The 25471-nt window shown below is 70.4% G+C and carries 21 protein-coding genes; 9 read left to right on the top strand and 12 right to left on the bottom strand.

Annotated elements, in window-relative coordinates:
- Positions 1-56 precede the first annotated feature (56 nt).
- The 3 genes from AB0H86_RS36725 to bldG form a co-directional block, all read right to left on the bottom strand.
- Positions 57-2462 carry a sodium-translocating pyrophosphatase gene (locus tag AB0H86_RS36725; protein ID WP_362449113.1) on the bottom strand — a complete coding sequence of 802 codons (2406 nt, stop codon included), beginning with the start codon at positions 2460-2462 and terminating at the stop codon, positions 57-59.
- Positions 2463-2740: 278 nt separating this feature from the next.
- Complete coding sequence (locus AB0H86_RS36730) at positions 2741-3178, bottom strand: ATP-binding protein (protein ID WP_362449115.1); 438 nt, start codon at positions 3176-3178, stop codon at positions 2741-2743.
- 120 nt (positions 3179-3298) lie between these two features.
- Positions 3299-3640, bottom strand: a complete 342-nt coding sequence (gene bldG / locus AB0H86_RS36735) for an anti-sigma factor antagonist BldG (protein WP_024885807.1) — start codon at positions 3638-3640, stop codon at positions 3299-3301.
- An 82-nt stretch (positions 3641-3722) separates the two neighbouring features.
- On the opposite strand from bldG, the gene AB0H86_RS36740 reads away from it, so the two are divergent.
- Complete coding sequence (locus AB0H86_RS36740; RefSeq protein WP_362449117.1) at positions 3723-6365, top strand: DEAD/DEAH box helicase; 2643 nt, start codon at positions 3723-3725, stop codon at positions 6363-6365.
- 11 nt (positions 6366-6376) lie between these two features.
- On the opposite strand, the gene AB0H86_RS36745 is transcribed toward AB0H86_RS36740, so the two are convergent.
- The 7 genes from AB0H86_RS36745 to ssd form a co-directional block, all read right to left on the bottom strand.
- A complete protein-coding gene (locus AB0H86_RS36745; RefSeq protein ID WP_362449119.1) occupies positions 6377-6868 on the bottom strand; it encodes an Rv3654c family TadE-like protein in 492 nt (163 codons plus the stop codon).
- Between the two features lie 41 nt (positions 6869-6909).
- Positions 6910-7275 (bottom strand): TadE family type IV pilus minor pilin, encoded by a 366-nt coding sequence (locus AB0H86_RS36750; protein ID WP_362449121.1) that lies wholly within the window; start codon positions 7273-7275, stop codon positions 6910-6912.
- Positions 7262-7471 (bottom strand): DUF4244 domain-containing protein, encoded by a 210-nt coding sequence (locus AB0H86_RS36755; RefSeq protein WP_362449123.1) that lies wholly within the window; start codon positions 7469-7471, stop codon positions 7262-7264. The genes AB0H86_RS36750 and AB0H86_RS36755 overlap by 14 nt, the downstream gene beginning before the upstream one ends.
- A gap of 103 nt (positions 7472-7574) precedes the next feature.
- Positions 7575-8375, bottom strand: a complete 801-nt coding sequence (locus AB0H86_RS36760; protein WP_362449125.1) for a type II secretion system F family protein — start codon at positions 8373-8375, stop codon at positions 7575-7577.
- Positions 8372-9238, bottom strand: a complete 867-nt coding sequence (locus tag AB0H86_RS36765; protein ID WP_362449127.1) for a type II secretion system F family protein — start codon at positions 9236-9238, stop codon at positions 8372-8374. The genes AB0H86_RS36760 and AB0H86_RS36765 overlap by 4 nt, the downstream gene beginning before the upstream one ends.
- A complete protein-coding gene (locus AB0H86_RS36770) occupies positions 9231-10427 on the bottom strand; it encodes a TadA family conjugal transfer-associated ATPase (protein WP_362449129.1) in 1197 nt (398 codons plus the stop codon). Before AB0H86_RS36770 ends, AB0H86_RS36765 begins: the two co-directional genes overlap by 8 nt.
- A 251-nt stretch (positions 10428-10678) precedes the next feature.
- Complete coding sequence (gene ssd, locus AB0H86_RS36775) at positions 10679-11791, bottom strand: septum site-determining protein Ssd (protein WP_362449131.1); 1113 nt, start codon at positions 11789-11791, stop codon at positions 10679-10681.
- Between the two features lie 640 nt (positions 11792-12431).
- On the opposite strand from ssd, the gene AB0H86_RS36780 reads away from it, so the two are divergent.
- The gene (locus AB0H86_RS36780; RefSeq protein WP_362449133.1) at positions 12432-13265 is read left to right on the top strand and encodes an HAD family hydrolase; all 834 of its coding nucleotides are present in this window, start codon (positions 12432-12434) and stop codon (positions 13263-13265) included.
- 369 nt (positions 13266-13634) lie between these two features.
- Here the strand turns inward: AB0H86_RS36780 and AB0H86_RS36785 are convergent, their stop codons facing one another.
- Complete coding sequence (locus tag AB0H86_RS36785) at positions 13635-14459, bottom strand: Fic family protein (RefSeq protein WP_362449135.1); 825 nt, start codon at positions 14457-14459, stop codon at positions 13635-13637.
- A gap of 101 nt (positions 14460-14560) precedes the next feature.
- Between AB0H86_RS36785 and AB0H86_RS36790 the strand changes: the two genes are divergently transcribed.
- The gene (locus tag AB0H86_RS36790; RefSeq protein ID WP_362449137.1) at positions 14561-15541 is read left to right on the top strand and encodes an ATP-binding protein; all 981 of its coding nucleotides are present in this window, start codon (positions 14561-14563) and stop codon (positions 15539-15541) included.
- 33 nt (positions 15542-15574) lie between these two features.
- On the opposite strand, the gene AB0H86_RS36795 is transcribed toward AB0H86_RS36790, so the two are convergent.
- Entirely contained in the window at positions 15575-16852 is a 1278-nt protein-coding gene (locus AB0H86_RS36795; RefSeq protein ID WP_362449139.1) for a hypothetical protein, read from the bottom strand.
- 282 nt (positions 16853-17134) lie between these two features.
- Here AB0H86_RS36795 and AB0H86_RS36800 point away from each other — a divergent pair, with 282 nt between their 5' ends.
- From AB0H86_RS36800 to AB0H86_RS36825, 6 genes are all read left to right on the top strand, one after another.
- Positions 17135-19537 (top strand): SulP family inorganic anion transporter, encoded by a 2403-nt coding sequence (locus AB0H86_RS36800; protein ID WP_362449140.1) that lies wholly within the window; start codon positions 17135-17137, stop codon positions 19535-19537.
- 300 nt (positions 19538-19837) lie between these two features.
- The gene (gene acs / locus AB0H86_RS36805) at positions 19838-21796 is read left to right on the top strand and encodes an acetate--CoA ligase (RefSeq protein ID WP_362449142.1); all 1959 of its coding nucleotides are present in this window, start codon (positions 19838-19840) and stop codon (positions 21794-21796) included.
- Between the two features lie 177 nt (positions 21797-21973).
- The gene (gene nhaA / locus AB0H86_RS36810) at positions 21974-23425 is read left to right on the top strand and encodes a Na+/H+ antiporter NhaA (RefSeq protein WP_362449144.1); all 1452 of its coding nucleotides are present in this window, start codon (positions 21974-21976) and stop codon (positions 23423-23425) included.
- A gap of 113 nt (positions 23426-23538) precedes the next feature.
- Positions 23539-24030, top strand: a complete 492-nt coding sequence (locus tag AB0H86_RS36815; protein ID WP_362449146.1) for a phage holin family protein — start codon at positions 23539-23541, stop codon at positions 24028-24030.
- Complete coding sequence (locus AB0H86_RS36820; RefSeq protein ID WP_362449148.1) at positions 24027-24977, top strand: alpha/beta hydrolase; 951 nt, start codon at positions 24027-24029, stop codon at positions 24975-24977. Before AB0H86_RS36815 ends, AB0H86_RS36820 begins: the two co-directional genes overlap by 4 nt.
- 262 nt (positions 24978-25239) lie before the next feature.
- On the top strand, positions 25240-25425 hold the full coding sequence (locus AB0H86_RS36825; RefSeq protein ID WP_362449150.1) for a hypothetical protein: 186 nt from the start codon (positions 25240-25242) through the stop codon (positions 25423-25425).
- Positions 25426-25471 lie beyond the last annotated feature (46 nt).

Genomic DNA, 25471 nt, shown 5'->3' on the forward strand with positions numbered 1-25471 from the left:
GGCACGTCAACACGCGCCGCCCGCCCGCCCCTTGAGCTGGGACTGAGGATGCCCGACTACGAAACCACCGCCGGATCGGCCGACTTGGATGGTTCTTCGACGTCGTCTTCGTCACCCATGGCGATCCCGCGCCGCTTGGAGACGTAGACCGAGCCCGCGATCACGAGGAACGCCAGAACCGCGATCGCGATCCGTACGCCGAGGTTCTCGTCGTCGCCGTAACTGAACTTGATGACCGCGGGCGCGATGAGCAGCGCCACCAGGTTCATCACCTTCAGCAAGGGGTTGATCGCCGGCCCGGCGGTGTCCTTGAAGGGGTCACCGACCGTGTCACCGATCACCGTGGCGGCATGGGCCTCGCTGCCCTTGCCGCCGTGATGGCCGTCCTCGACGAGTTTCTTCGCGTTGTCCCACGCGCCACCGGAGTTGGCGAGGAACACCGCCATCAGGGTGCCCGCGCCGATCGCGCCGGCGAGGAACGACCCCAAGGCGCCGACACCGAGCGTGAACCCGATGAAGATCGGCGCCAACACGGCGAGCAGCCCGGGCGTGGCGAGCTCGCGCAGGGCGTCCCTGGTACAGATGTCGACGACCTTGCCGTACTCCGGCTGCTCGCTGTAGTCCATGATCCCGGGCCGCTCGCGGAACTGCCGCCGCACCTCGTAGACGACGGAACCCGCCGACCGCGACACGGCGTTGATGGCGAGTCCCGAGAAGAGGAACACGACCGCCGCGCCGGCGATGAGACCGACGAGGTTGTTGGGCTGGGAGATGTCCATCATCAGGCTCATCGGCGCGCCGTCGCCGGACAGTTTCTCGCCCACGTCCTGTGCGCCGGTGGTGATGGCGTCACGGTACGACCCGAAGAGCGCCGACGCCGCCAGGACGGCGGTGGCGATGGCGATCCCCTTGGTGATGGCCTTGGTGGTGTTGCCGACCGCGTCCAGGTTGGTGAGCACCTGGGCGCCCGCGCCCTCGACATCGCCGGACATCTCGGCGATGCCCTGCGCGTTGTCGGAGACAGGCCCGAAGGTGTCCATCGCGACGATCACGCCGACCGTGGTGAGCAGGCCGGTGCCGGCCAGGGCCACCGCGAACAGCGCCAGCATGATGGACGTACCGCCCAGAAGGAACGCCCCGTAGACACCGAGGCCGATCAACAGGGCGGTGTAGACGGCCGATTCCAGACCGATGGAGATTCCGGCGAGGATGACCGTGGCCGGACCGGTCAGCGATGACTTGCCGATGTCCTTGACCGGACGGCGGCTGGTCTCGGTGAAGTAGCCCGTCAACTGCTGGATCACGGCGGCGAGCAGGATGCCGATCGCCACCGCGACCAGGGCGAGGACCCGCGGGTCGCCGTCCCTGCCCTGGATCGCCACGTCGGTGACGCCGTCCAGGTCGGAGTACTTCCCGGGGAGGTAGACGAAGACGGCCACCGCCACGAGCACCAGCGAGATCACCGCGGAGATGAAGAACCCGCGGTTGATCGCGGACATGCCACTGCGGTCGGTGCGGCGCGGGGCCACCGCGAAGATGCCGATCATCGCCGTGATCACGCCGATCGCGGGGACGAGCAGCGGGAAGCCGAGTCCGGCGTCACCGAAGGCGGCCTTGCCGAGGATCAGCGCGGCGACCAGCGTCACGGCGTACGACTCGAACAGGTCGGCCGCCATGCCCGCGCAGTCGCCGACGTTGTCGCCCACATTGTCGGCGATGGTCGCGGCATTGCGCGGATCGTCCTCCGGAATGCCCTGCTCGACCTTGCCGACCAGGTCGGCGCCGACGTCGGCGGCCTTGGTGAAGATGCCTCCGCCGACCCTCATGAACATCGCGATGAGCGCCGCGCCGAGACCGAAGCCCTCAAGGACCTTCGGCGCGTCGGCCGCGTACACCAGCACCACGCAGGAGGCGCCCAGCAGACCGAGCCCCACCGTGAACATGCCGACGACGCCGCCGGTACGGAAAGCGATCTTCATGGCTTTGTGCGAGACGTCGGTGAGATCCTTTTCCGGTTCACCCTCCGCCGGTGTCGCCTCGCGTGCGGCGGCGGCCACCCGCACATTGCTCCGTACGGCGAGCCACATGCCGATATAGCCGGTAGCGGCCGAGAATCCCGCGCCGATCAAGAAGAACACCGACCGTCCGGCGCGCTGATTCCAGTCGTCCGCGGGCAGCAGCATGAGCAGGAAGAACACGACGACGGCGAATACGCCGAGCGTGCGCAACTGCCGGGCCAGATAGGCGTTCGCTCCTTCCTGGATCGCCGTCGCGATCTTCTTCATGCTGTCGGTGCCCTCGCCCGCCGCGAGTACCTGGCGTACCAGGACGCCCGCCACCACGAGGGCTGCCAGGGCCACGACGCCGATGACCGACACCATGACCCGGTTGCCGTCGGTCAGGACCGCTGCCGCGAGGGCTGTGGAGTGGTCCAGCTGATCTGGGGAAGAAAGCCCCGCCATTCGTCCTCCTTGACGCTGGGGCTGAGCTCAAGATGTGGACGGATTCTAGAGATCTGTTGCTGATCAAAACAGTACGCGGTAACCGGAATCTGCCACACCCGGCCGACACGCGGTAACCCCTCGAAAGCATTTTCATCCGATCCAATGATCGGGAAATTGATCGTGAATACTTTCACGAATTCGGAAATGCTCTTGGAAAAACAACCGAGGGCCCTGCTCAGCAGGGCCCTCGGTAGTGATTCAGGGTGCGTCAGTGACGTCGGCCGACGTCGGTGGCGTCAGGGAAGCACCGCGACGGAAGGTGTGCTCGGCCAGGTCATCCGAATGGAGCCGCCGTGTTCGCCGGCGCTGACCTCCACGTCGTCGACGAGGCCGCTGATGACCGCGAGGCCCATCTCGTCCTCCTCGGTATCGGCGTCTGGATCCTCACCGGCGGCGCCGGGTGCCCGATCGCCGGGGGCGTGCCGCGGCGCCTCGTCGCCGACCTCGATGGAGAACTGCTTCTCCTCCTCGACCAGCAGCACCTTCACCGGCGCCGTGATGCCGCCGCTCTGGTGCAGTCCGACGGCACGGGAACAGGCCTCGCCTACCGCGAGTCTGACCTCGTCGAGAACGGCCTCGTCCACTCCGGCCCTGCGCGCCACCGCTGCCGCCACCAGTCGGGCGGTCCTGACGTGCTCGGGCAGCGCGCTGAAGCGGAGTTCAACGGTGGCCATGCATCCCCCTCGGAACTACGGGCGTGCGGTGGGGGGACCGGGCTGCCGAGAGCCCGGACCCCTCGTTCAACTTCGGCCGTCCCGGGCGCGGACCCGTTCGAGTCGCGCCCGGACCGGTGGTCAGTCGGTTGCCGCAACCGCTTCCTCGACCGAGGTGTGGATCGGGAACACCTTGGTGAGGCCGGTGATACGGAAAATTTTCAGAATGCGCTCCTGGTTGCAGACGAGGCGCAGCGAGCCCTCATGGGCCCGCACCCGCTTCAGTCCGCCGACCAGCACGCCGAGTCCGGTGGAGTCGAGGAAGTCCACGCCCTCCATGTCGACGACAAGGTGGAAACTGCCGTCGTTCACCAGCTCGACCAGCTGCTCGCGCAGCTTGGGCGCGGTATATACGTCGATTTCGCCACCGACCCTGACGATCGTGCGATCGCCGATGGTCTCGGTCGACAGGGACAGGTCCACGGATCCTCCAGCACCTTGCTATCGAGCGGTCGCCCGTCGGGGCACCTCGGCTTGAAGCCCCCAGCACGGTTCGCCAGCCGCGATGGCATTCAATCACTTACCGGCAGGCGTGCACGACGCCTTGGTCCCATTGTCCGTCACGCCAGTGACACACTCGGTGCCGATGGCCAAGAATCACCGATCCGATCGACCCTCGGCGCAGCCCGCCTCCCGGCTCTCGCCGGGCATGATCCTGGACCGGCTCGCCGCGGGGCCGAGCCGGGCTTCGCGCATCACTCATACGGAGCACTTGCCCCCACGTGAGGGCCGCCATGCCGTCTGGCCGGACCGGATCCGCTCCGAGGTCATCGCCGCGGTGCAGGCCTGTGGAATCGATCATCCCTGGGCCCACCAGGCACGTGCGGCCGAGCACGCCCTGGACGGCGAGTCGGTGGTCGTCGCCACCGGCACGGCGTCCGGCAAGTCCCTCGCGTACCTGGTCCCGGTCCTTTCCACACTCCTGGACGGATCCGAGGCCCCGAACGGCCGCGGCGCCACCGCCCTCTACCTGGCTCCCACGAAGGCACTCGCGGCGGATCAGTGTCGATCAGTGAAGGAATTTTCACAACCTCTGGGCCATTCGGTACGTCCCGCGGTGTACGACGGCGACACGCCGGTGGAAGAACGCGAATGGGTCCGTCAGTACGCCAACTACGTCCTGACCAACCCCGACATGCTGCATCGCGGCATCCTCCCGTCCCACCCCCGCTGGTCCTCCTTCCTGCGCGCCCTGAAGTACGTCGTGATCGACGAGTGCCACACCTACCGAGGTGTGTTCGGCTCGCACGTCGCCCAGGTGCTGCGCCGCCTGCGCCGCCTCTGCGCCCGCTACGGAGCCTCTCCCGTGTTCCTGCTGGCCTCCGCGACCGCCGCGGAGCCCTCGGAGGCCGCGGGGCGCCTCACCGGCCTCCGGGTCGTCGAGGTCGCCGACGACGCCTCCCCGCGCGGTGAACTGGTGTTCGCCCTGTGGGAGCCGCCACTCACCGAGATGCAGGGCGAGAAGGGCGCACCGGTCCGCCGCACGGCCACCGCCGAGACGGCCGACCTGCTGACCGACCTCACCGTGCAGGGCGTGCGCTCGGTCGCCTTCGTACGCTCGCGGCGCGGCGCCGAACTGATCTCGGTGATCGCCCAGGAACGCCTCGCCGAGGTCGACCGCTCCCTGGCCCGGCGTGTCGCGGCGTATCGCGGCGGCTACCTCCCCGAGGAGCGCCGCGCCCTCGAACAGGCGCTCCACTCCGGCGAACTCCTCGGCCTCGCCGCGACGACCGCGCTGGAACTCGGCATCGACGTCTCCGGCCTCGACGCCGTCCTGATCGCCGGCTACCCGGGCACGCGTGCCTCCCTGTGGCAGCAGGCAGGCCGCGCGGGCCGCTCCGGCCAGGGCGCCCTCGCCATCCTGATCGCCCGCGACGACCCCCTGGACACCTTCCTCGTCCACCATCCCGAGGCCCTCTTCGACCAGCCCGTGGAGTCCACGGTCCTCGACCCCGACAACCCGTACGTACTCGCCCCGCATCTGTGCGCGGCCGCCGCGGAACTGCCGTTGACGGACGACGACCTGGAGTTGTTCGGCCCGGCGTGCGAGGAGCTGCTTCCGCAACTGGAGGCCGCGAAGCTGCTGCGCCGCCGCACGAAGGCCTGGCACTGGACCCGCCGGGAGCGGGCCGCCGACCTCGCCGACATCCGCGGGGAGGGCGGCCGGCCGGTCCAGGTCGTCGAGGCCGGCACGGGCCGACTCCTGGGCACGGTCGACGCGGGTGCCGCGCACACGACCGTGCACGAGGGCGCGGTCCACCTGCACCAGGGCCGCACCTACCTGGTGCGCTCACTCGACCTGGAGGACTCGGTCGCCCTGGTCGAGCAGGCCAGCCCGACGTACTCCACGGTCGCCCGCGACACCACGGCCATCTCCGTCCTGGAGACGGATGTCGAGGTCCCCTGGGGCGACGGACGCCTGTGCTACGGCTCCGTCGAGGTCACCAACCAAGTGGTCTCCTTCCTGCGTCGACGGCTCATCACCGGTGAAGTGCTGGGCGAGACGAAGCTCGACCTCCCTCCTCGTACGCTGCGCACCCGCGCGGTGTGGTGGACGGTCACCGAGGACCAGTTGGACGAGGCCCGGATCAATCCGGAGATCCTCGGCGGCGCCCTGCACGCCGCCGAGCACGCGTCGATCGGCATGCTGCCCCTCTTCGCCACCTGCGACCGCTGGGACATCGGCGGCGTGTCCATCCCGCTGCACCCCGACACGTTGCTGCCCACGGTCTTCGTCTACGACGGCCACCCCGGCGGCGCGGGCTTCGCGGAGCGCGCCTTCCACACCGCCCGCGCCTGGCTCACCGCCACTCACCAGGCCATCGCGTCCTGCGAGTGCGAGGCCGGCTGCCCGTCCTGCATCCAGTCCCCCAAGTGCGGCAACGGCAACGACCCGCTGCACAAGAGGGGAGCGGTAGGGCTGCTCACGGTGCTGTTGCGGGGGGCGCCGGAGGAGAAGGCGGGGGAGAAGGCGGGGGAGACCGGGGAGGCGGAGACCGGGCCCCGGCCGGCAGGGCCTCCGCCTCCGCCGGAGGGCTGGCGTACGGAGGTTCCGCCCGCGGAGGAGGCGACCCCGAGTGGGTCCGCAGAGGGCCCCGATCGGGCCGGCACAGGTTCGGGCTCGGGCTCAGGCTCGGGCTCGGGCTGAGGAAGGGCCGGCTACGGAGCCGGAGCCGGAGCCGGCTGAGGGGCAGGCTCCGCAGGGGCCACCGGCGAGGCCGGCACAGGCCCCGGCCCCGGCCCCGGCACACGTCCCGCAGGCCCCGCAGGCCCCGCTACAGGCCCCGGATCCGCCTCCGCAGGACCCGCCCGCGCCCTGACTTCCGCCGTGAACGGCCCCCGTCCCGACGCCGCCGTCACGTCCGAGATCTCGCCCACGAGCACGCACCTCACCAGCCGGGCACTCTGGGCCCGTGCCAGGCGGTCCGCCCGGGCGCAGGCCGCCGTACCGCCGTCCGCCCAGTGGTCCGCCGCCGCGAGCGCCGCGAGATCGGCGCCGCCGGCCGCGCGGTGCCGGGCCACGACGGCCTGTCCCATGGCGAGCACCACACCGACCACCACACACAGGACGGCGATCGCGGCGACGCTCCACACGGTGGCGGAGCCTCGATCCCCGCCCCCGCCTCGGGCGACCGCACGCCTGGCGGTCACCTGCCGGACTCCTTGCCGCAGGCGGCCCGAGCAGCCGGCGCTCACCTCCCCTCCCCCACTGTCTCCTCCACCGAGGCCACGGCTTCCTCCCGTACTTCGAAGGGCAGGCCGTGCAGTGCCGGTGGCCTCGCCACGACCGCGACACGAACCTGATCGCCCTCCCGACTGACCGTGACCTTCGCATCGCGCGGCGCCACCCCGCGGACCACCTCGACGACCGCGTCGACCGGGTCCTGGCGAGCCGCCGCGCGAGCGCCCGTCCGCGCCGCGTCCACGCACTGGATCTGCGCGGCCACGGCCAGCAGCACCCACACCAACGCCATCGCGAACATCACCAGCACCGGAAGCACCACGGCCGCCTCCGCCGTGACGAACCCCCTGTCCGCCCCTCGTTCACATCTGCGCACTGAGGGCCCGCTTCACGATGCTCTGCAACTCCGCACTGACCTCTCCGCTGGAGACGACCTTGTAGAGCACCACCGCGAACGCCACTGCCGCGACGATTCCCATCGCGTACTCCGAGGTGACCATTCCCGCGTCCCTCCGCGCCGCACGCGCCCTGCACACCAGGGCACACATCCGCGCCCATACCGTCTTGTACATCTCAACCCCCGTGAGGATCCGTTTCGTTGACTACCTGCCGTTCGCCGCCGACTGCCCGCTGTTCGTCATCGGCTGCCTGCCACCACGTCCGCGCCGTGTCACCTCATCCACCACCCCCTCCCAGCGCCCCGCCCGCCAGCCCGATCACCACGGGCAGGACTCCGACCGTGATGAACGCGGGCAGGAAGCACAGCCCCACCGGTGCGGTGACCATCACGGCCGCCCGCCTGGCCCGTGCCGTCGCGGTGCGCGTCCAGTCGGCTCGGGCGTCGGCAGCGAGCCTGGCGACCGGTGCGGCGGCCGGCAGCCCGGAGACGTCGGCCCGTTCCAGCAGCCGAGCCAGGGCACCCGCTCCCGGTGTCGCGGCGAGCCGGCGCCAGGCCTCGCCAGGTTCACCGCCGAGCCGTACCTCCGCAGCACCGCGCGCCAACGCTTCCCCGACCGAGCCGCCGAGGGCCTCACCGACGGCCTGCGCCGCGATCACCGGCCCGGCGCCCGCCGCGATACATGCCGCCAACAGATCGGCGGCCAGAGGCAGTTGTCGAGCCGCTTTGCGGGCTTCGATGTCCACCCCGGGACCAGCCCCGACGACAGCCGCCTGCCGAATACGCCACCGCCACAGCCCCGCCCCGGCAGCCAGCCCGGCCACGGCACCCGCGACCCCGCCGACCAGAACCCACACGGCTCCTGCCACGCCTGTCACGGGAAGCCACCGTCGCGCGAACTCCCGCACGTCGAAGCGCGATCCGACGGCTGCGGTTTCCTCAGCTACGGGCAACACCGCGGCCAGCCGCCGCCGTACCCTCCGCTCGCGCCGCGCCACTCCCGCCCACCGCGCCAGCCAGCCGAGAGCGAACACCGTCCCCACAACTACCCCCAGCCTGTGGACAACTTCCGCGCTCACGTCGCCTCCGCTCCTCGCACGATCCGTGTCGCCCACCACATCCCCAGGCCCTCCAGCACCGCCCCGACCAGCAGGCACCCCAGACCGGGCCCGGTGTGCAGCAGTACGTGGAGCGGGTCGGCGCCAAGAGCGGTGCCGAGGAGGAGACCCAGGGCGGGCAGGCCCGCGAGCATCACCGCTGTCGACCGGGCGCCCGCCAACTGGGCGCGAAGATCGGCCCGTTGGTCCCGGTCGGCACGCAACGCGCCTTCGAGTCGGTCGAGTCCGGCCGCGAGGCCCGCCCCCTGGTCCACGGCCACCCGCCAGCACGCGGCGAGTCCACGCAGCCCCTCGGCGCCCGGTTGCCGCGCCGCCGTCGCGAGGGCGCCCGGGACGTCCCCGCCGAACCTCGCCGCCGCCAGTACGGCCGCCTGCGTGTCACCGAGCCCACCGGAGTCGTGAGCGGCCCGCAGCAACGCCTCGCCCGGCTGCCGCCCCGAGCGCACCTCCCCGGCGAGCGCCCCGCACAGCGCGATCACCGCGTGCCCCCGGCGTTCCCGCGCGCGCCTCGCCTCCCGGGCCAGCCGCATCCGCCGCAGCAACGGCACCCCGGCCAGTCCCGCGACCACCGGCACCACCGAGGCGCCCAGCAACGACAGCACCAACCCGACGACCGCCGACCACCACTCGGCCCGCAGTCGCTCACGGATCCGCCGCAACTCACCCGCGAGGTTCCGCCACGAGGGCGGTCCGACACCCACCGCTTCGCCTCCGGCAAGCAACAACTGCGCCCGCCGCGCCCCGGAGCGCCGTTCTCCCATCAGCCAGACAGCCGCCCCGCCACACACCGCGGCCGCCACCACCGACATCTCAACCTCACCCATCCCGCTCACCTCGCCGCCCCTCCCCGAAGGACTCGGTACGGAGCAGCCCCCGTAGCCGCTCCCAGCCCCGCTCGTACGCGAACGCCTCCGCGCCCCACCTCAGCGCCGGCACCGTCCGCACCAGCCCCGACGGGTCCCGCTCCAACACGTGCACCTCGGCGATCCGCCGCCGTCCGGCCCGGTCGCGAACGAGATGCAGGACAACCGCCAGGGCGGCGGCCACCTGACTGTGCAGGGCGGCCCGGTCCAGTCCCGCGGCCGTGCCGAGCGCTTCCAGCCGAGCCGGCACATCGGCCGCGGCGTTGGCGTGCACGGTTCCGCACCCGCCCTCGTGGCCCGTGTTCAACGCGGCCAGCAGATGGACCACTTCGGGCCCGCGCACCTCGCCCACGACCAGCCGGTCCGGCCGCATCCGCAACGCCTGCCGCACCAGGTCCTGGAGGGTGACCAGTCCGGCGCCCTCCTGGTTGGCGGGTCTGCTCTCCAGCCGTACGACGTGTGGATGCTCCGGCCTGAGTTCCGCGGAATCCTCGGCGAGCACGATCCGCTCGTCCGGCCCGACCAGCCCCAGCAGCGCGCTCAACAACGTCGTCTTGCCGCTACCGGTACCACCGCTGATCAGGAAGGACAGCCGTGCGTCGAGCAGTGCGCGCAACACCCGGTCCCCACCTGGCGGTACCGTGCCCGCCGCCACCAACTCGTCGAGCGTGAACGCTCGCGGCCGTACGACCCGCAGGGACAGACAGGCACAGCCGACGGCCACCGGGGGCAGCACCGCGTGCAGCCGGGTCCCGTCGGGCAGCCGGGCGTCGACCCAGGGCCGTGCGTCGTCGAGTCGACGTCCGGCCACCGCGGCCAGGCGCTGCGCCAGCCGTCGTACGGCGGCGGTGTCCGGGAAGGAGACGGCGGTCAGTTCCAGTCCCCCGCCCCGGTCCACCCAGACCCGGTCGGGGGCGGACACCAGTACGTCGGTCACGGACGGGTCGGCGAGCAGGGGTTCCAGCGGGCCGCTGCCGATCAGCTCGGACCGCAACTGCTCGGCCGCGCCGAGGACTTCGGCGTCTCCGAGCACCCGCCCCTGTTCGCGCAGCGCCTGCGCCACGCGCGCGGGTGTCGGTTCGCCCCCGCTCTCGGCGAGCCACTGCCGGACACCGTCGAGCAGCCCCGGCGTCGTGTCCACACCGGACACCGGCGGGACAGCGGCACCACCGGACGACCATCGCCCTGACGGCCCGCCACCAGCCCTCCATCCCTCGCCCTCGACTGCCCGACTCACCACGCCGACACCCTGTCCCCCGATCGCTCCGATCCCTCCAACCCCTCCGCCCGGCTCGAAGCCTCCGAACCCCGCGAAGCCCTCGGTCCCCCGGATTCCTCCGACTCCTCCGATCCCCCCGATTTCTCCGATCCGTTCGCCCCGCCCAAGTCCGGCACTCGCGCTCACGCCGCCCTCACCTCCAGCAACGCCCGCTCCCAGAACTCCTTGCAGAAGCGCGCGAGTGGCCCTCGGCCGGCCGCGCCGGGAGGCGTCCTGCCTGAGTGGGGACGCAGCAGCGTGGACTCCACGGGCACCTCGCCGGCCAGCGGCAGCCCCAGCAGACGGGCCACCTCGCGGTCGTCGAGTCCGGGTGCGTACGGGCCGCGTACCGCGACCCGCAGGTCGCGCAGGACCATGCCGACGGCGGAGGCCACCCGGCCGGCCGCCGCGACGGCGCGCAGTTCGGCGGGGACCACGAGGAGCCCCACGTCGAGCTGGGCGAGGACCTCGGCGACTCCGTTGTCCATCCGGCGGGGCAGGTCGACGACGACCGTGCCGCCCCGCCGTCGGGCCGCGGCGAGGACCGCCCGGACCGCCTGGGGCGGGACGGCGACGCAGTCGCCGCGGTCCCAGCTGAGTACCCGCAGCGAGTGCAGTTCGGGCAGTGACTCCTCCAGGGCGCCGCCGCCGACCCTCCCGCGTGAGGCGGCGAAGGCGGGCCAGCGCAGCCCCTCGACCGTCTCGCCGCCGAGGAGGACGTCGAGTCCGCCACCCAGCGGATCGGCGTCCACGAGGAGCGTGCGCAGCCCTTCGCGTGCGGAGGTGACGGCGAGGGCGCACGCGAGCGTGGACGCTCCCGCCCCGCCTCGGCCGCCGATGACGCCGACGGTGAGGGCGGGTCGGCCGACACCCTCGGCCACGTCGGCGATGCGGTCGACCAGCCACTGCTCACCGTCGGGCAGCATCAGGACGTGGTCGGCGCCGATCTCGACGGCCCGCCGCCAGACCCCGGGGTCGTCCTGGTCGCGACCGACCAGCACCACTCCGTTTCTGCGGGCGGCCCCGCGCACCCGCCGTACGGCGTCGTCGCCGACCAGGACGAGCGGCGCGGACTCCCAGCCGCCTCTGCGCGCCGGTACCCCGTGCTGGACCTCGGGCGTGGCACCGGCCGCCGCGCACAGGCGCAACAGGTCGTCGAGCAGATCGGTGTCCTCCGTGAGGATCAACGGTTTGCCCTGCCGCCCTCCGGCGGCGGACGGTGGTTCGTGTGTGACGGCTGCGGCCACGGCCCTCATCCCCCTTCGCTGCTTTTCCGGCGGCCCGAGGACCCCGGGATCCGCCTCTGTTCCGGAGCCCCTCGGCCCCGCCATCGGTCTGACTCGCGCAACCCCTGCGGCCCCGCGATTCCCAAACGTGTGAAGAACCGGCAACCGGCCTCCATATGAACGGCCGATACGAACCGGCCAAACCCGCCCGCCTAACCAGAACCAGCCATGAACTCGGCACGAGCGGGACGCGCTGGAATCACGGTGCAGCGCTTCCGGAAATCGTGTGGATCTTGGTCGATAACTGTGGACAACCAGATGGTTGTGAATATCGCCCTCACCCCTACCGGTGACCCCTGTACCACCCCCTGTGCGACTTCCACAGAGCAGCGCATCGACTACGCACAGTGACGGATTATGGGCATGCGAAAGAGGCGGCCGCAGCCGCCTCGGTCCGGCCTCACGGCCCTGCACAGAAGGGGAAAACCCACCCGGACATGCGACGACCCCCGCCGGGGGGGAGAGCGGGGGTCGCCTTCACGGCCGACTCGGGGGGGGAGGAGTCGGACCGCGTTAGCACGGTCGCGAACGATCCGTGACTTCCATGGTGTACCCGAGAGCCCTCCCAGGCAAACCAACGCGCCCACCTTACGCCGAATGGGCTGCGCCTATGCTCGGGGTTGTGGAAAACCACTCCTTGCCCCGCACAGCGGCCTTCTTTGACCTGGACAAGACGGTCATTGCGAAGTCGAGCACGCTCACCTTCAGCAAGTCGTTCTACCAAGGCGGACTGATCAACCGCAGGGTCGCCCTGCGCACCGCCTACGCCCAGTTCGTCTTCCTCGTGGGCGGTATGGACCACGACCAGATGGAACGCACCCGCGAGTATCTGTCCGCGATGGTGCGTGGCTGGAACGTCCAGCAGGTCAAGGAGATCGTCGCCGAGACCCTGCACGACCTCATCGACCCGATCATCTACGACGAGGCCGCCTCCCTCATCGAGGAGCACCACACGGCCGGCCGGGACGTGGTGATCGTGTCCACGTCGGGCACCGAGGTGGTCGAGCCGATCGGCGAACTGCTCGGCGCGGACCGCGTGGTGGCGACCCGCATGGTGGTGGGCGACGACGGCTGCTTCACCGGAGAGGTGGAGTACTACGCGTACGGCCCGACGAAGGCCGAGGCGGTCAAGGAGCTGGCCGAGTCCGAGGGCTACGACCTCGACCGCTGCTACGCCTACAGCGATTCGGCGACCGACCTGCCCATGCTGGAGGCCGTCGGCCACCCCCATGCGGTGAACCCGGACCGTGCGCTGCGCCGCGAGGCACTCGCGCGCGGGTGGCCGATTCTGGACTTCCACCGGCCGGTCCGGCTCAAGCAGCGGTTCCCCACCTTCTCCGTACCGCCCCGTCCGGCACTGGTCGCGGTCGCCGCGATAGGTGCCGCGGCGGCCACCGCGGGGCTCGTCTGGTATGCGAACCGGCGCCGTTCGGCTCCGGCCTGACGGTGCCCGCACCATTGCCCGCACCCACGCCCGCGTTCGCGCCCGTTTAGCGGCTTTTCGAACCTGAAAGTAAAGAACCACAGTCAGGGCTTCCGCTTGCTCCGGCCCTGGAGTACAAAGAAGTTAACGGCCCGCGAGACCGAGGCATCCGAGAGGATCACCTTCAAACACGCACACGGCCCCACGGACCGAGCATGAACACCGAGCACCCACGCGACGTCGACCCGTCGATTACGGGCCAGCCACACCAGGTGACGGGCAAAGTTCCCGACCTGATGGGCAATACATCGAGGACGCCTGGTAACACGGTGAACATGCCAGCGGCGGTACGAATCCTCGTACCGCCGCAACCCTTTTCCCGGACTTCCCCTACGCCGCCCCGCGTTGCAGTGCCTCGCACACCGCCGTCGACTCGCGCGCGCCGAGTTCGATCGACCGACCGCAGTGGGCGATCCAAAGGGCCATGCCCTCCGGAGTGCCGGAGACATAACCGTCGAGAGCCGCGAGATAGGCGGCGCGCCCCAGTTCGGCGTGGCCCACCTCCGCCGGACACGCGGACTTGGGATCCAGACCACTGCCGATCAGGACAATGCGCTCGGCCGCGCGCGCGACCAGGCCGTTGTGGGAGGTGAAGGGCCTGATCGCGAGGAGTTCGCCGTGTACGACGGCGGCCGTGACCAGCGCGGGGGCCGAACTGCCCGCGATGATCAGCGCGGCGAGCCCCTCCAGGCGGCCGGACACCTCCGCGGCGCTCGGCGGCGGCAGTTCGATGAGCGGCTCGTCGACCGGCTCGCCCTCCTGCCGCGGACGCCCGACCTCGTCACCCTTGCCCGCGGCCGCCACCAGGTGCAGCCGGGCCAGCACCCGCAGCGGCGACTGCCGCCAGATGGACAGCAGCTGACCCGCCTCGGCGGTCAGCCGCAGGGCCGCGCCAACGACGCGCGCCTCGTCGTCACCGCTGAAGTCGGTGCGCCGACGCACCTCTTCGAGGGCCCAGTCCGCACCGGACAGCGCTGCCGAGCCGCGAGCTCCGCGCAAGGCCGCCTCGGAAGTGATCTCGTTGCTGCGGCGCCGCATGACCCGGTGTCCGTAGACCCGGTCCACGGACTTGCGCATGGATTCCACGGATTCGTCCACACCGGGCAGCGAGCCCAGGGCCGCGAGCGGATCGGCGGCCGCGCCTGTCGTACTCATAAGTACGACCCTACGCATCCCAGCGTCGCACCCCACGAAGGAGTGGTCTTCTTCACGCCAGCCCACCACGTAAAGCTATCGCGCGACTACTCTTGGTGAACATGAAAATTGCTTTCGTCGGGAAGGGCGGCAGTGGCAAGACCACTCTGTCCTCCCTGTTCATCCGCCACCTCGCGACCGCCGGCGCGCCGGTCGTCGCCGTCGACGCCGACATCAACCAGCATCTGGGGCCGGCTCTCGGACTGGACGAGGCGCAGGCTGCGGCGCTGCCCGCCATGGGTGAACGGCTGCCGCTGATCAAGGACTACCTGCGCGGATCGAACCCGCGCATCGCCTCCGCCGACACGATGATCAAGACGACTCCGCCCGGTGAGGGCTCCCGGCTGCTGCGGGTGGGGGGAGACAATCCGGTCTACGACTCCTGCGCGCGGCCGGTGGAACTCGACGGTGGCACCGTCCGTTTGATGGTCACGGGCCCCTTCACGGACGCCGACCTGGGGGTCGCCTGCTACCACTCCAAGACGGGAGCGGTGGAGCTGTTCCTGAACCACCTGGTGGACGGCCCCGACGAGTATGTCGTGGTCGACATGACGGCCGGTTCGGACTCCTTCGCCTCCGGCATGTTCACCCGCTTCGACATCACGTTCCTCGTCGCCGAGCCGACCCGGAAGGGGGTCTCCGTCTATCGCCAGTACAAGGAGTACGCCCGCGACTTCGGTGTCGTCCTGAAAGTCGTCGGCAACAAGGTCCACGGCCAGGACGACCTCGACTTCCTCCGCGCCGAAGTCGGGGACGACCTCCTCGTGACGGTCGGGCACTCGGACTGGGTGCGCGCACTGGAGAAGGGCCGGCCGCCCCGGTTCGAGCTCCTGGAGGACGTCAACCGCCGTGCCCTGCACCGGCTGCGGACGGCCGCCGACGCGACGTACGAACTGCGCGACGGGGAGCGCTACACGCGCCAGATGGTGCACTTCCACCTGAAGAACGCCCAGTCGTGGGGCAACGAGCGCACCGGGGTCGACCTGGCGGCGCAGGTCGACCCCTCCTTCGTGCTCGGCGAGAGCGTCGCGGCGACGGCCTGACGGCCGCAGCCGCTCGCGGCAACGCCTCGTGGGCTACCGCTGCTTGGCCGCCGGCGCCCCGGGCACGCCCTTCGGCGCCGGGGCAGGGCGGCCCGACAGGAAGGACGTCCAGCCCTGCGTCGGGGCCTCGCCGACGTTCAGGGCGCGCAGCTTGTGCAGGGTCTTCGGGTCCTGGGCGTCCAACCAGTCGGCGAGTTGCCGGAAGGACACACAGCGCACGTCCGCCTTGTTGCAGATCCGCTCGACGACCTCCTCGACGGCCCGCATGTAGGTACCGCCGTTCCAGGACTCGAAGTGGTTGCCGATGATCAGGGGCGCGCGGTTGCCGTGGTAGGCCCGACCGAAGCCGCTGAGCAGGCCGTCGCGCATCTGGTCGCCCCAGTAGGCGTACTTGCCGGGGTCAGCCTGGGTACTGGTACCGGACTGGTTGACCATGAAGTTGTAGTCCATGGTCAACTGCTCGTAGGAGTGCCCGGGAAAGGGCACCAGCTGCATCGACAGATCCCACAGGCCATTTCTCTTCTTCGGCCAGACCTGGCTGTTGACGCCGCTGGTGTCGTACCGGAAGCCCAGTTCGCCGGCCGCCTTCATGAAGTTCTCCTGGCCCTCCAGACAGGGCGTGCGGGCGCCGACGAGCTCCTTGTCGTAGTCGAAGGGCAGCGGCTCGGCCGTCTTCGTGCCGGTGTTGGTCTTCCAGGACTTCACGAACTGCTTCGCCTGGGCGATCTCGTCCTTCCACTCCTCCACCGACCACTCGCCGACCCCGCCGCCATTGCCGCAGAAGTGGCCGTTGAAGTGGGTGCCGATCTCGTTGCCCTCCAGCCACGCCAGACGCAGTTGCTTCACGGTGTCGGCGATGCCCTGCTCGTCGTTGAAGCCGATGTCCGAGCGACCCGGGGAGTGCTGCGGCGGTCTGTAGAGGTCGCGCTTGTCCTCCGGCAGCATGTACACACCGCTGAGGAAGTAAGTCATCGTCGCCTTGTTCGCCTTGGCGACCTGGCGGAAGTGGGAGAACAGCCGCTGGCTGTCCTCGCCGGCGCCGTCCCAGGAGAACACCACGAACTGCGGGGGCTTCTGGCCGGACTTGAGGCGTTCGGGTCTGGGCAGATGCGGCTGCGCTCCGGTGTACGCGGTGGAGCCGTCGCCGATCAGGCGGACCATGCTCTTGGGCGGCGCCTGGGCCGGCTTCGCCTTCCGCACGCCCTGCGCCCCCGCCTCGGCGCCGTCGGTACCGATCGCGCAACCGGCGAGCGACGCGGCACAGGCCGCTGTGACCACGGTGCCCGCGATGATCCTCTGGGTGGCGGCCATGTCCGCCCACCTTCTTCCTTCTCTCGGGCCGACGCCGATGAGGGCGTGTGCGGTGTGATGCGCCGCCAAGGTCGCATAGGAAAGAAGGCGAATTAATATGACAAGCCGATAAAAAGCTCGGTTCACTCATCGAAGTGATTGGTTAACCCATTTGCCGGTAAAGTCCATGCTTGACCTTTACTCTGCATTACGATTCGTTTACCAAGAGTTGATCCATCCCGCCGCTGTACGCCGCCCACGGCCGCACACCCGCGACCGCGCCGCCCCGGAGGAGACGGGAACATGTCAGCCTGCGTCCCCACCCGCACCAACGACCCGAGTCCAACGAAGCACGTCCATCCACCCCACAGCCCGCCGCCGACCCCACCACGCCGCTTCCGCATCGCGGGAGCCGACGTGTCCGCATCCGTCGCGGTCTTCCTGATCGCCCTCCCCCTGTCCCTCGGCATCGCGCTCGCCACCGGCGCGCCGCTCCAGGCCGGCCTCGTCGCCGCCGCCGTCGGCGGGATCGTCGCCGGACGGCTCGGCGGCTCCCCGCTCCAGGTCAGCGGCCCCGCCGCCGGGCTCACCGTGGTCACCGCCGACCTCATCCACCGCTACGGCTGGCGGACGACCTGCGCGATCACCGTGCTCGCCGGTCTCACCCAACTCGGCCTCGGCTGCCTGCGCGTGGCCCGCACGGCCCTGGCAGTCAGCCCCGCCATCGTGCACGGCATGCTCGCCGGTATCGGCGTCACCATCGCCGTCGCCCAACTGCACATCGTCCTCGGCGGGACCCCGCAGAGCGTCGTCCTCGACAACCTCCGTGCATTGCCGGCCCAGTTGGCGAACCTGCATCCGGCCGCCGCGTCGGTGAGCACGCTGACTCTGGCCCTGCTGCTGCTCTGGCCGCGGATTCCCGGCCGGGCGGGGCGTCTGCTGCGCAAGGTCCCCGCGGCGCTCGTCGCCGTCAGCGGGGCCACCATCACCGCCTCCCTCGCCGGGATCGCCCTGCCCAGGGTCGACCTGCCGTCCTGGAGCAGCCACGCACTGGCCGGACTGCCCGAGGGCCCGGTGCTCGGCCTGGTCGCCGCCGTACTCACCACCACGCTGGTATGCAGCGTGCAGTCGCTGCTCGGCGCGGTCGCCGTGGACAAGCTGGTGGCCGGTCGCCCCGGCTTGCCCGCTCGCGTCGGTCGCTGCGACCTGAACCGCGAACTGCTCGGACAGGGCGCCGCCAACATCGTCTCCGGCTCGCTCGGCGGACTTCCGGTCGCAGGGGTCGCCGTCCGGAGTTCCGCGAATGTGAACGCCGGTGCCGTCAGCCGGAACTCCACGATGCTGCACGGCGTTCTCGTAGTAGTCGCCGCGCTGCTGATGGTCCCGATCCTGGAGCTCATCCCGCTCGCCTCGCTCGCCGCCCTGGTGATGGCCGTCGGCATCCAGATGGTGTCCCTGCACCACATCCGCACGGTGACGCGCCACCGAGAGGTGCTGGTGTACGCCGTCACCACACTCGGCGTGGTCATGCTCGGCGTTCTGGAGGGCGTGGCCCTCGGCGTCGCCGTCGCAGTCGCCGTCGCCCTGCACCGCCTGACCCGCACCCGCATCGCACACGACGAGAAGGAAGGAGTCCACTACGTCCACGTACGAGGCCAGTTGACGTTCCTCGCGGTGCCCCGGCTCAGCCGGGCCCTGCATCTCGTACCCCAAGGCACCCACGCCGTCGTGGAGTTGGACGGTTCGTTCATGGACCACGCCGCATACGAGTCACTGCAGGACTGGCAGAAGACACACACCGCGCAGGGCGGCTCCGTCGAACTCACCGGCCGCCGCGCCGGAGTCCGGATCGGCGAGCCCGGAAGCAGGGCCGGCCGGCTCGTTGAGGACGGGAGCGTTCTGGCGGCGGCCAACACCGCCGGGTGCCGTTGCCGCCCGTGGACACCCTGGCGCAACCACCAGTGCGACCGTCCGCGGTCCGCCTCCTCGCCGACCCATGACGGACACCCGGGCGGGCCGGGCCCGTCCGCAGAGTCGAGCGGGCATGACCTGGCGCGCGGCATCAGCGCGTTCCAGCGCGACACCGCACCGCTCGTGCGGGGTGAGCTGGCCCGGCTGGCACGCGAGGGGCAGCGGCCGTCCCAGCTGTTTCTCACCTGCGCCGACTCACGACTGGTCACCTCGATGATCACCTCCAGTGGTCCCGGCGACCTCTTCGTGGTGCGCAACGTGGGCAACCTCGTCCCCCCGCCCGGCGAGGAGAGCGGGGACGACTCGGTGGCGGCCGCGATCGAGTACGCGGTGGACGTGCTGCGGGTGCGTTCCATCACGGTGTGCGGGCACTCCGGGTGCGGGGCCGTGCAGGCGCTGATCAACTCCGAGCCCGGCGGCGCCCGGACCCCGCTCAAGCGGTGGCTGCGGCACGGGCTGCCGAGCCTGGAGCGCATGGCCGACGACAGCCGGCCGTGGGCCCGGCTGGCCGGACGGGCCCCCGCGGACGCGGTGGAACAGCTCTGTCTGACCAACGTGGTCCAGCAGTTGGAACACCTGCGCGCCCACGAGTCGGTGACCCGAGCCCTGCGGGACGGGGTGCTGGAACTGCAGGGGATGTACTTCCACGTGGGCGAGGCCCAGGCGTATCTGCTCACCGGGACGGACGGAGACGGCGTCTTCCACCATGTGCGGGCGGCGGACCTGTCGGTGTGAGGAGAACCGGGGTGACCATGACCGCCGTTCGGTCACGGTCACCCCACGACTCGGTCACCCCACGTCCTCCGTCACCCCACGCCTCGGTCACGGCACTGGACCTAGGGAGCCGGAGTGTGAAAGGCGTTACAGGCGCTGAACTCTGCCTGATCGGCGTCCGTGGGTACGGATGACCCCGGCCATCGAAATCGCCACCCCACAGGTCTAAACCAATTGTCCGTCGCCCCTTGTCACCGGACCTCCAGGTCTGATGAGCTGTGGCCTGGGACACAACGGACAACCCTGAGAACGGGAGAAGTCGTGAGCAACGAAAGCCTGGCCAACCTGCTCCGTGAGGAGCGCAGGTTCGCACCCCCCGCCGACCTGGCCGCGAACGCCAACGTCACTGCGGAGGCGTATGAGCAGGCCAAGGCTGACAGGCTGGGCTTCTGGGCCGAGCAGGCCCGTCGGCTGACCTGGGCCAAGGAGCCGACCGAGACACTGGACTGGTCGAACCCGCCGTTCGCCAAGTGGTTCGAGGACGGCGAGCTCAATGTCGCGTACAACTGCGTGGACCGGCATGTGGAGGCCGGAAACGGCGACCGGGTCGCCATCCACTTCGAGGGGGAGCCCGGCGACAGCCGCGCGATCACCTACGCCGAGCTCAAGGACGAGGTCTCCAAGGCCGCGAATGCCTTGCTGGAGCTGGGAGTTCAGAAGGGCGACCGGATCGCCGTCTACATGCCGATGATCCCCGAGACGGCCATCGCGATGCTCGCGTGCGCCCGGATCGGTGCCGCGCACTCCGTCGTCTTCGGCGGTTTCTCGGCCGATGCCCTCGCGACCCGTATCCAGGACGCCGACGCCAAGGTCGTCATCACCACCGACGGCGGCTGGCGGCGCGGCAAGCCGACCGCGCTGAAGCCCGCCGTCGACGAGGCGGTCGAGAAGGCCGGCAACGTCGAGCACGTACTGGTGGTCCGCCGCACCGGCCAGGAGGTCGCCTGGAACGACAGCCACGACGTCTGGTGGCACGAGATCGTCGAGCGGCAGTCCGCCGAGCACACCCCCGAGGCGTTCGGGGCCGAGCACCCGCTGTTCATCCTGTACACGTCCGGTACGACGGGTAAGCCGAAGGGCATCCTGCACACCTCCGGCGGCTACCTCACCCAGACCGCTTACACCCACCACGCGGTCTTCGACCTGAAGCCGGAGACCGACGTCTACTGGTGCACCGCCGACGTCGGCTGGGTCACCGGGCACTCGTACATCGTCTACGGGCCGCTGGCGAACGGCGCGACCCAGGTCATGTACGAGGGCACCCCGGACACCCCGCACCAGGGCCGCTTCTGGGAGATCGTGCAGAAGTACGGGGTCACCATCCTGTACACCGCGCCGACCGCGATCCGTACGTTCATGAAGTGGGGCGACGACATCCCCGCGAAGTTCGATCTCAGCAGCCTCAGGGTGCTCGGCTCGGTCGGCGAGCCCATCAACCCCGAGGCCTGGATCTGGTACCGCAAGCACATCGGCGCCGACCGGACTCCGATCGTCGACACCTGGTGGCAGACCGAGACCGGCGCGATGATGATCTCGCCGCTGCCCGGCGTCACCGCGACCAAGCCCGGCTCCGCGCAGACCCCGCTGCCGGGCATCTCCGCGACCGTCGTCGACGACGAGGCGAACGAAGTGCCCAACGGCGGCGGTGGCTACCTCGTGCTCACCGAGCCGTGGCCGTCGATGCTGCGCACCATCTGGGGCGACGACCAGCGGTTCCTCGACACGTACTGGTCGCGTTTCCAGGGCAAGTACTTCGCCGGTGACGGCGCGAAGAAGGACGACGACGGCGACATCTGGCTGCTGGGCCGGGTGGACGACGTGATGCTCGTGTCCGGGCACAACATCTCCACCACCGAGGTCGAGTCGGCCCTGGTGTCCCACCCGTCGGTCGCCGAGGCGGCCGTGGTCGGGGCCGCCGACGAGACCACGGGCCAGGCGATCGTCGCCTTCGTCATCCTGCGCGGCACGGCCGACGCCGATGACGAGGGTCTCGTCGCCGACCTGCGCAACCATGTCGGTACCACCCTCGGCCCGATCGCCAAGCCCAGGCGGATCCTGCCGGTCGCGGAGCTGCCGAAGACCCGCTCCGGCAAGATCATGCGTCGGCTGCTGCGGGATGTCGCCGAGAACCGCCAGCTCGGAGACGTGACGACCCTGACGGACTCGACGGTTATGGACCTCATCCAGACCAAGCTCCCGGCCGCGCCCAGCGAGGACTGAGCAGAGGTACGGCGGTGAGGGGCACCCGGCGACCAGTGCGCCGGGTGCCCCTTTCGCGCCTAATGTAAGGATCGCCGTATTCCTTCTCGCGCATCTTAGGTAGATTGGCGATATAGGTGCGCCGGGAAGTCTGGTCGGCAAGTGTTCCGCCCTGCCCGTCGACCGGAGGTCTCCCCCGTGGCCGCGCCCCGCACCACACCCACCCGCAAGGTTCTCGGACGTCTGTCCCTGCCCGAGCGGACCTATGTGGCGGATGCGCTGCGCACCGAGACCGTCGGTGGTGTGCTGCTGCTCATCGCCACAGTCGCCGCCCTGACCTGGGCGAACGTCCCGGCGCTGCACGAGAGTTACGAGAGCGTCAGCACCTTCCACCTCGGCCCCGAGGCCCTTGGACTGAACCTCTCGATCGCGCACTGGGCGGCCGACGGACTCCTCGCGATCTTCTTCTTCGTCGCCGGCATCGAACTCAAGCGTGAGCTGGTCGCCGGTGATCTGCGCGACCCCAGGGCGGCCGCCCTGCCCGTCGTGGCGGCCCTGTGCGGGATGGCCGTACCGGCGCTCGCCTACACGCTCACCAACGTCACCGGCGGCGGCTCGCTCCAGGGCTGGGCCGTCCCCACCGCCACCGACATCGCCTTCGCGCTGGCGGTGCTCGCCGTCATCGGTACGTCCCTGCCGAGCGCCCTGCGCGCGTTCCTGCTGACGCTCGCCGTCGTCGACGACCTGTTCGCGATTCTGATCATCGCGGTCTTTTTCACCGACACGATCGACTTCGCCGCACTCGGCGGCGCGGCCGTCGGCCTCGCCGTCTTCTGGCTGCTGCTGAGGATGGGCGTGCGCGGGTGGTACGTGTACGTCCCGCTCGCGCTGGTCAACTGGGCGCTCATGTACAACAGCGGCGTCCACGCCACCATCGCGGGCGTCGCGATGGGGCTGATGCTGCGCTGCACGACCCGCGAGGGCGAGGCGCACTCCCCCGGCGGGCACATCGAGCACCTCGTACGGCCGCTGTCGGCGGGCTTGGCCGTGCCGCTGTTCGCGCTGTTCAGCGCAGGTGTCGCCCTCTCCGGCGGGGCGCTCGGCGAGGTGTTCGGCCGGCCGGAGACACTAGGTGTGGTCCTCGGGCTGATCGTCGGCAAGACGGTCGGCATCTTCGGGGGAACCTGGCTGACGGCCCGCTTCACCCGGGCCTCGCTCAGCGACGACCTCCAGTGGGCGGACGTGTTCGCGGTGGCGACACTGGCCGGCATCGGCTTCACCGTGTCGCTGCTCATCGGCGAGCTGGCCTTCGAGGGCGACGCGGCGCTGACGGACGAGGTCAAGGCCGCCGTCCTGACCTCGTCCGTCATCGCGGCCCTGCTGGCGACGGTGCTGCTGAAGATACGGAACGCCAAGTACCGCAGGCTGTGGGAGGCCGAGGAGCGCGACGACGACCTCGACGGCATCCCGGACATCTACGAGGAGGACGACCCGGCCTACCACCTGCGGATGGCCGACATCTACGACCGCAAGGCCGCCGAGCACCGCCGGATCGCCGAACAGAAGGCAGCCGAACGGACGGCCGCCCAGCGACGTGGGCTTGCCGAAGTGACGGGCGGGGCAGGCGAGGAGAACGGCCGTCCGGCATGATCTGACGGGACGGTACAAAAGGACAGTACAAAAGGACCGTTCCCAGTCAGGCACAAGCCGGGCGGAGGTCGGGCACCAGCCCGACGGACGTCAGGCAGAAGAGGGAGACCGCGATGAGCGCACCCGACGGCAGCCCGGTCGGCGCCGAACGCAGCGTCGGCCAATTGTTCGCCTCGGCGACGACCGAGATGTCCGCGTTGGTGCACGACGAGATCGCACTGGCGAAGGCCCAGCTCAAGCACGACGTCAAGCGCGGCGCGACCAGCGGCGGCGCCTTCATGGTGGCCGGAGCGGTGCTGGTGTTCTCGCTGCCGATGCTGAACTTCGCGCTGGCGTACGGCATCCGGACCTGGAGCGGCTGGAACCTCGCGGTCTGCTTCCTGCTGTCCTTCGCGGCCAACGTGCTGGTGGCCGGCCTCCTCGCCCTGATCGGCGTGGTCTTCGCGAAGAAGGCCAAGAAGAGCAAGGGACCGCAGAAGGTCGCCGCGTCGATGAAGGAGACGGCGGGCGTCCTGCAGAAGGCCAAGCCGCACCCGCGGCCGGCGCTGGAGGACCGGGTCTCCGGCACGAAGGCCGTCGAGGCTGTGACACGCTCATCCTCATGACGGACCCCGCCGGCTCTTCGGCGCAACCAGCCTCGGTCGTACGTGTCGACATCCCCGGCGGGCAAGAGGTGATCCACCGGGACGTCGCCGCCAACGGCGCGCGCTTCCACATCGCCGAGCTGGGTGACGGGCCGCTGGTGCTGCTGCTGCACGGCTTCCCCCAGTTCTGGTGGACCTGGCGGCACCAGCTGACCGCGCTCGCCGACGCGGGCTACCGGGCCGTCGCCATGGACCTGCGCGGCGTCGGCGGCAGCGACCGGACCCCCCGCGGCTACGACCCCGCCAACCTCGCCCTCGACATCACCGGCGTGATCCGCTCCCTCGGCGAGCCGGACGCCGCGCTGGTCGGCCATGACCTCGGCGGCTATCTGGCGTGGACGGCGGCCGCGATGCGCCCGAAACTCGTACGGCGGCTCGCGGTCTCCTCGATGCCGCACCCCCGGCGCTGGCGCTCGGCGATGCTCGCGGACGTCAAGCAGACGCGCGCCGGCTCCTACATCTGGGGATTCCAGCGCCCCTGGGTCCCCGAGCGGCAGCTCACCGCGGACGACGGCGCGCTCGTCGCCCGTCTCATCCGGGACTGGTCGGGCCCTCGGCTGCCGGACGACGAGGCGGTGGAGACGTATCGTCGCGCGATCTGCATCCCGTCGACCGCGCACTGTTCGATCGAGCCCTACCGCTGGATGGTCCGCTCCCTGGCCCGCCCGGACGGCATCCAGTTCAACCGGCGCATGAAGCGTCCGGTGCGGGTGCCGACGCTGCATCTGCACGGCTCCCTCGACCCCGTGATGCGTACGCGCAGCGCGGCCGGTTCCGGGGAGTACGTCGAAGCGCCGTACCGTTGGCGGCTGTTCGACGGGCTGGGGCACTTCCCGCACGAGGAGGACCCGGTCGCCTTCTCCACCGAACTGGTCAACTGGCTGAAGGATCCCGAACCCGATCGGTGAAGCACGGCTGCGCCTGGCCCGGCTGGGGGTCCGGGGGTCATCCCCCGGGACAGCACAGCCCGCACGAGGAGGACCCGGTCGCCTTCTCCACCGAACTGGTCAACTGGCTGAAGGATCCCGAACCCGATCGGTGACCGGGCCGCTGCGCCCGGTATCCGGAGCCTGAACACCTGTCCGACGAACAGCCAATTGCCTGGCGCATAGGCCAATTGGGGGCCCTGGGGGCGGTTATCGACCTTGGGGCGGGGGCAAAGGTCGAGGTATGGGCTGGACGCACGACTACAGTGACGCAGCACGCAATCGACGCTCGGCCTCGAGCCTGAGCTCCCACCAGCGAGGCGGTGCCCCGGCGATGCCGGGCGGCACGGACCTGCGGGTGGGCATTCCGCGCATCCTGCGCCGCCGAGCCCGCTGGGTTTCGGTACGGCTGCGTCATCCGCGAGGCTGACGCCCCCCTTTTTTTGACCTCCCGCTCTGGGGCCGCGTTCCTCGAA

This window comes from Streptomyces sp. NPDC050997 (assembly GCF_040660135.1).
Taxonomy (GTDB): domain Bacteria; phylum Actinomycetota; class Actinomycetes; order Streptomycetales; family Streptomycetaceae; genus Streptomyces.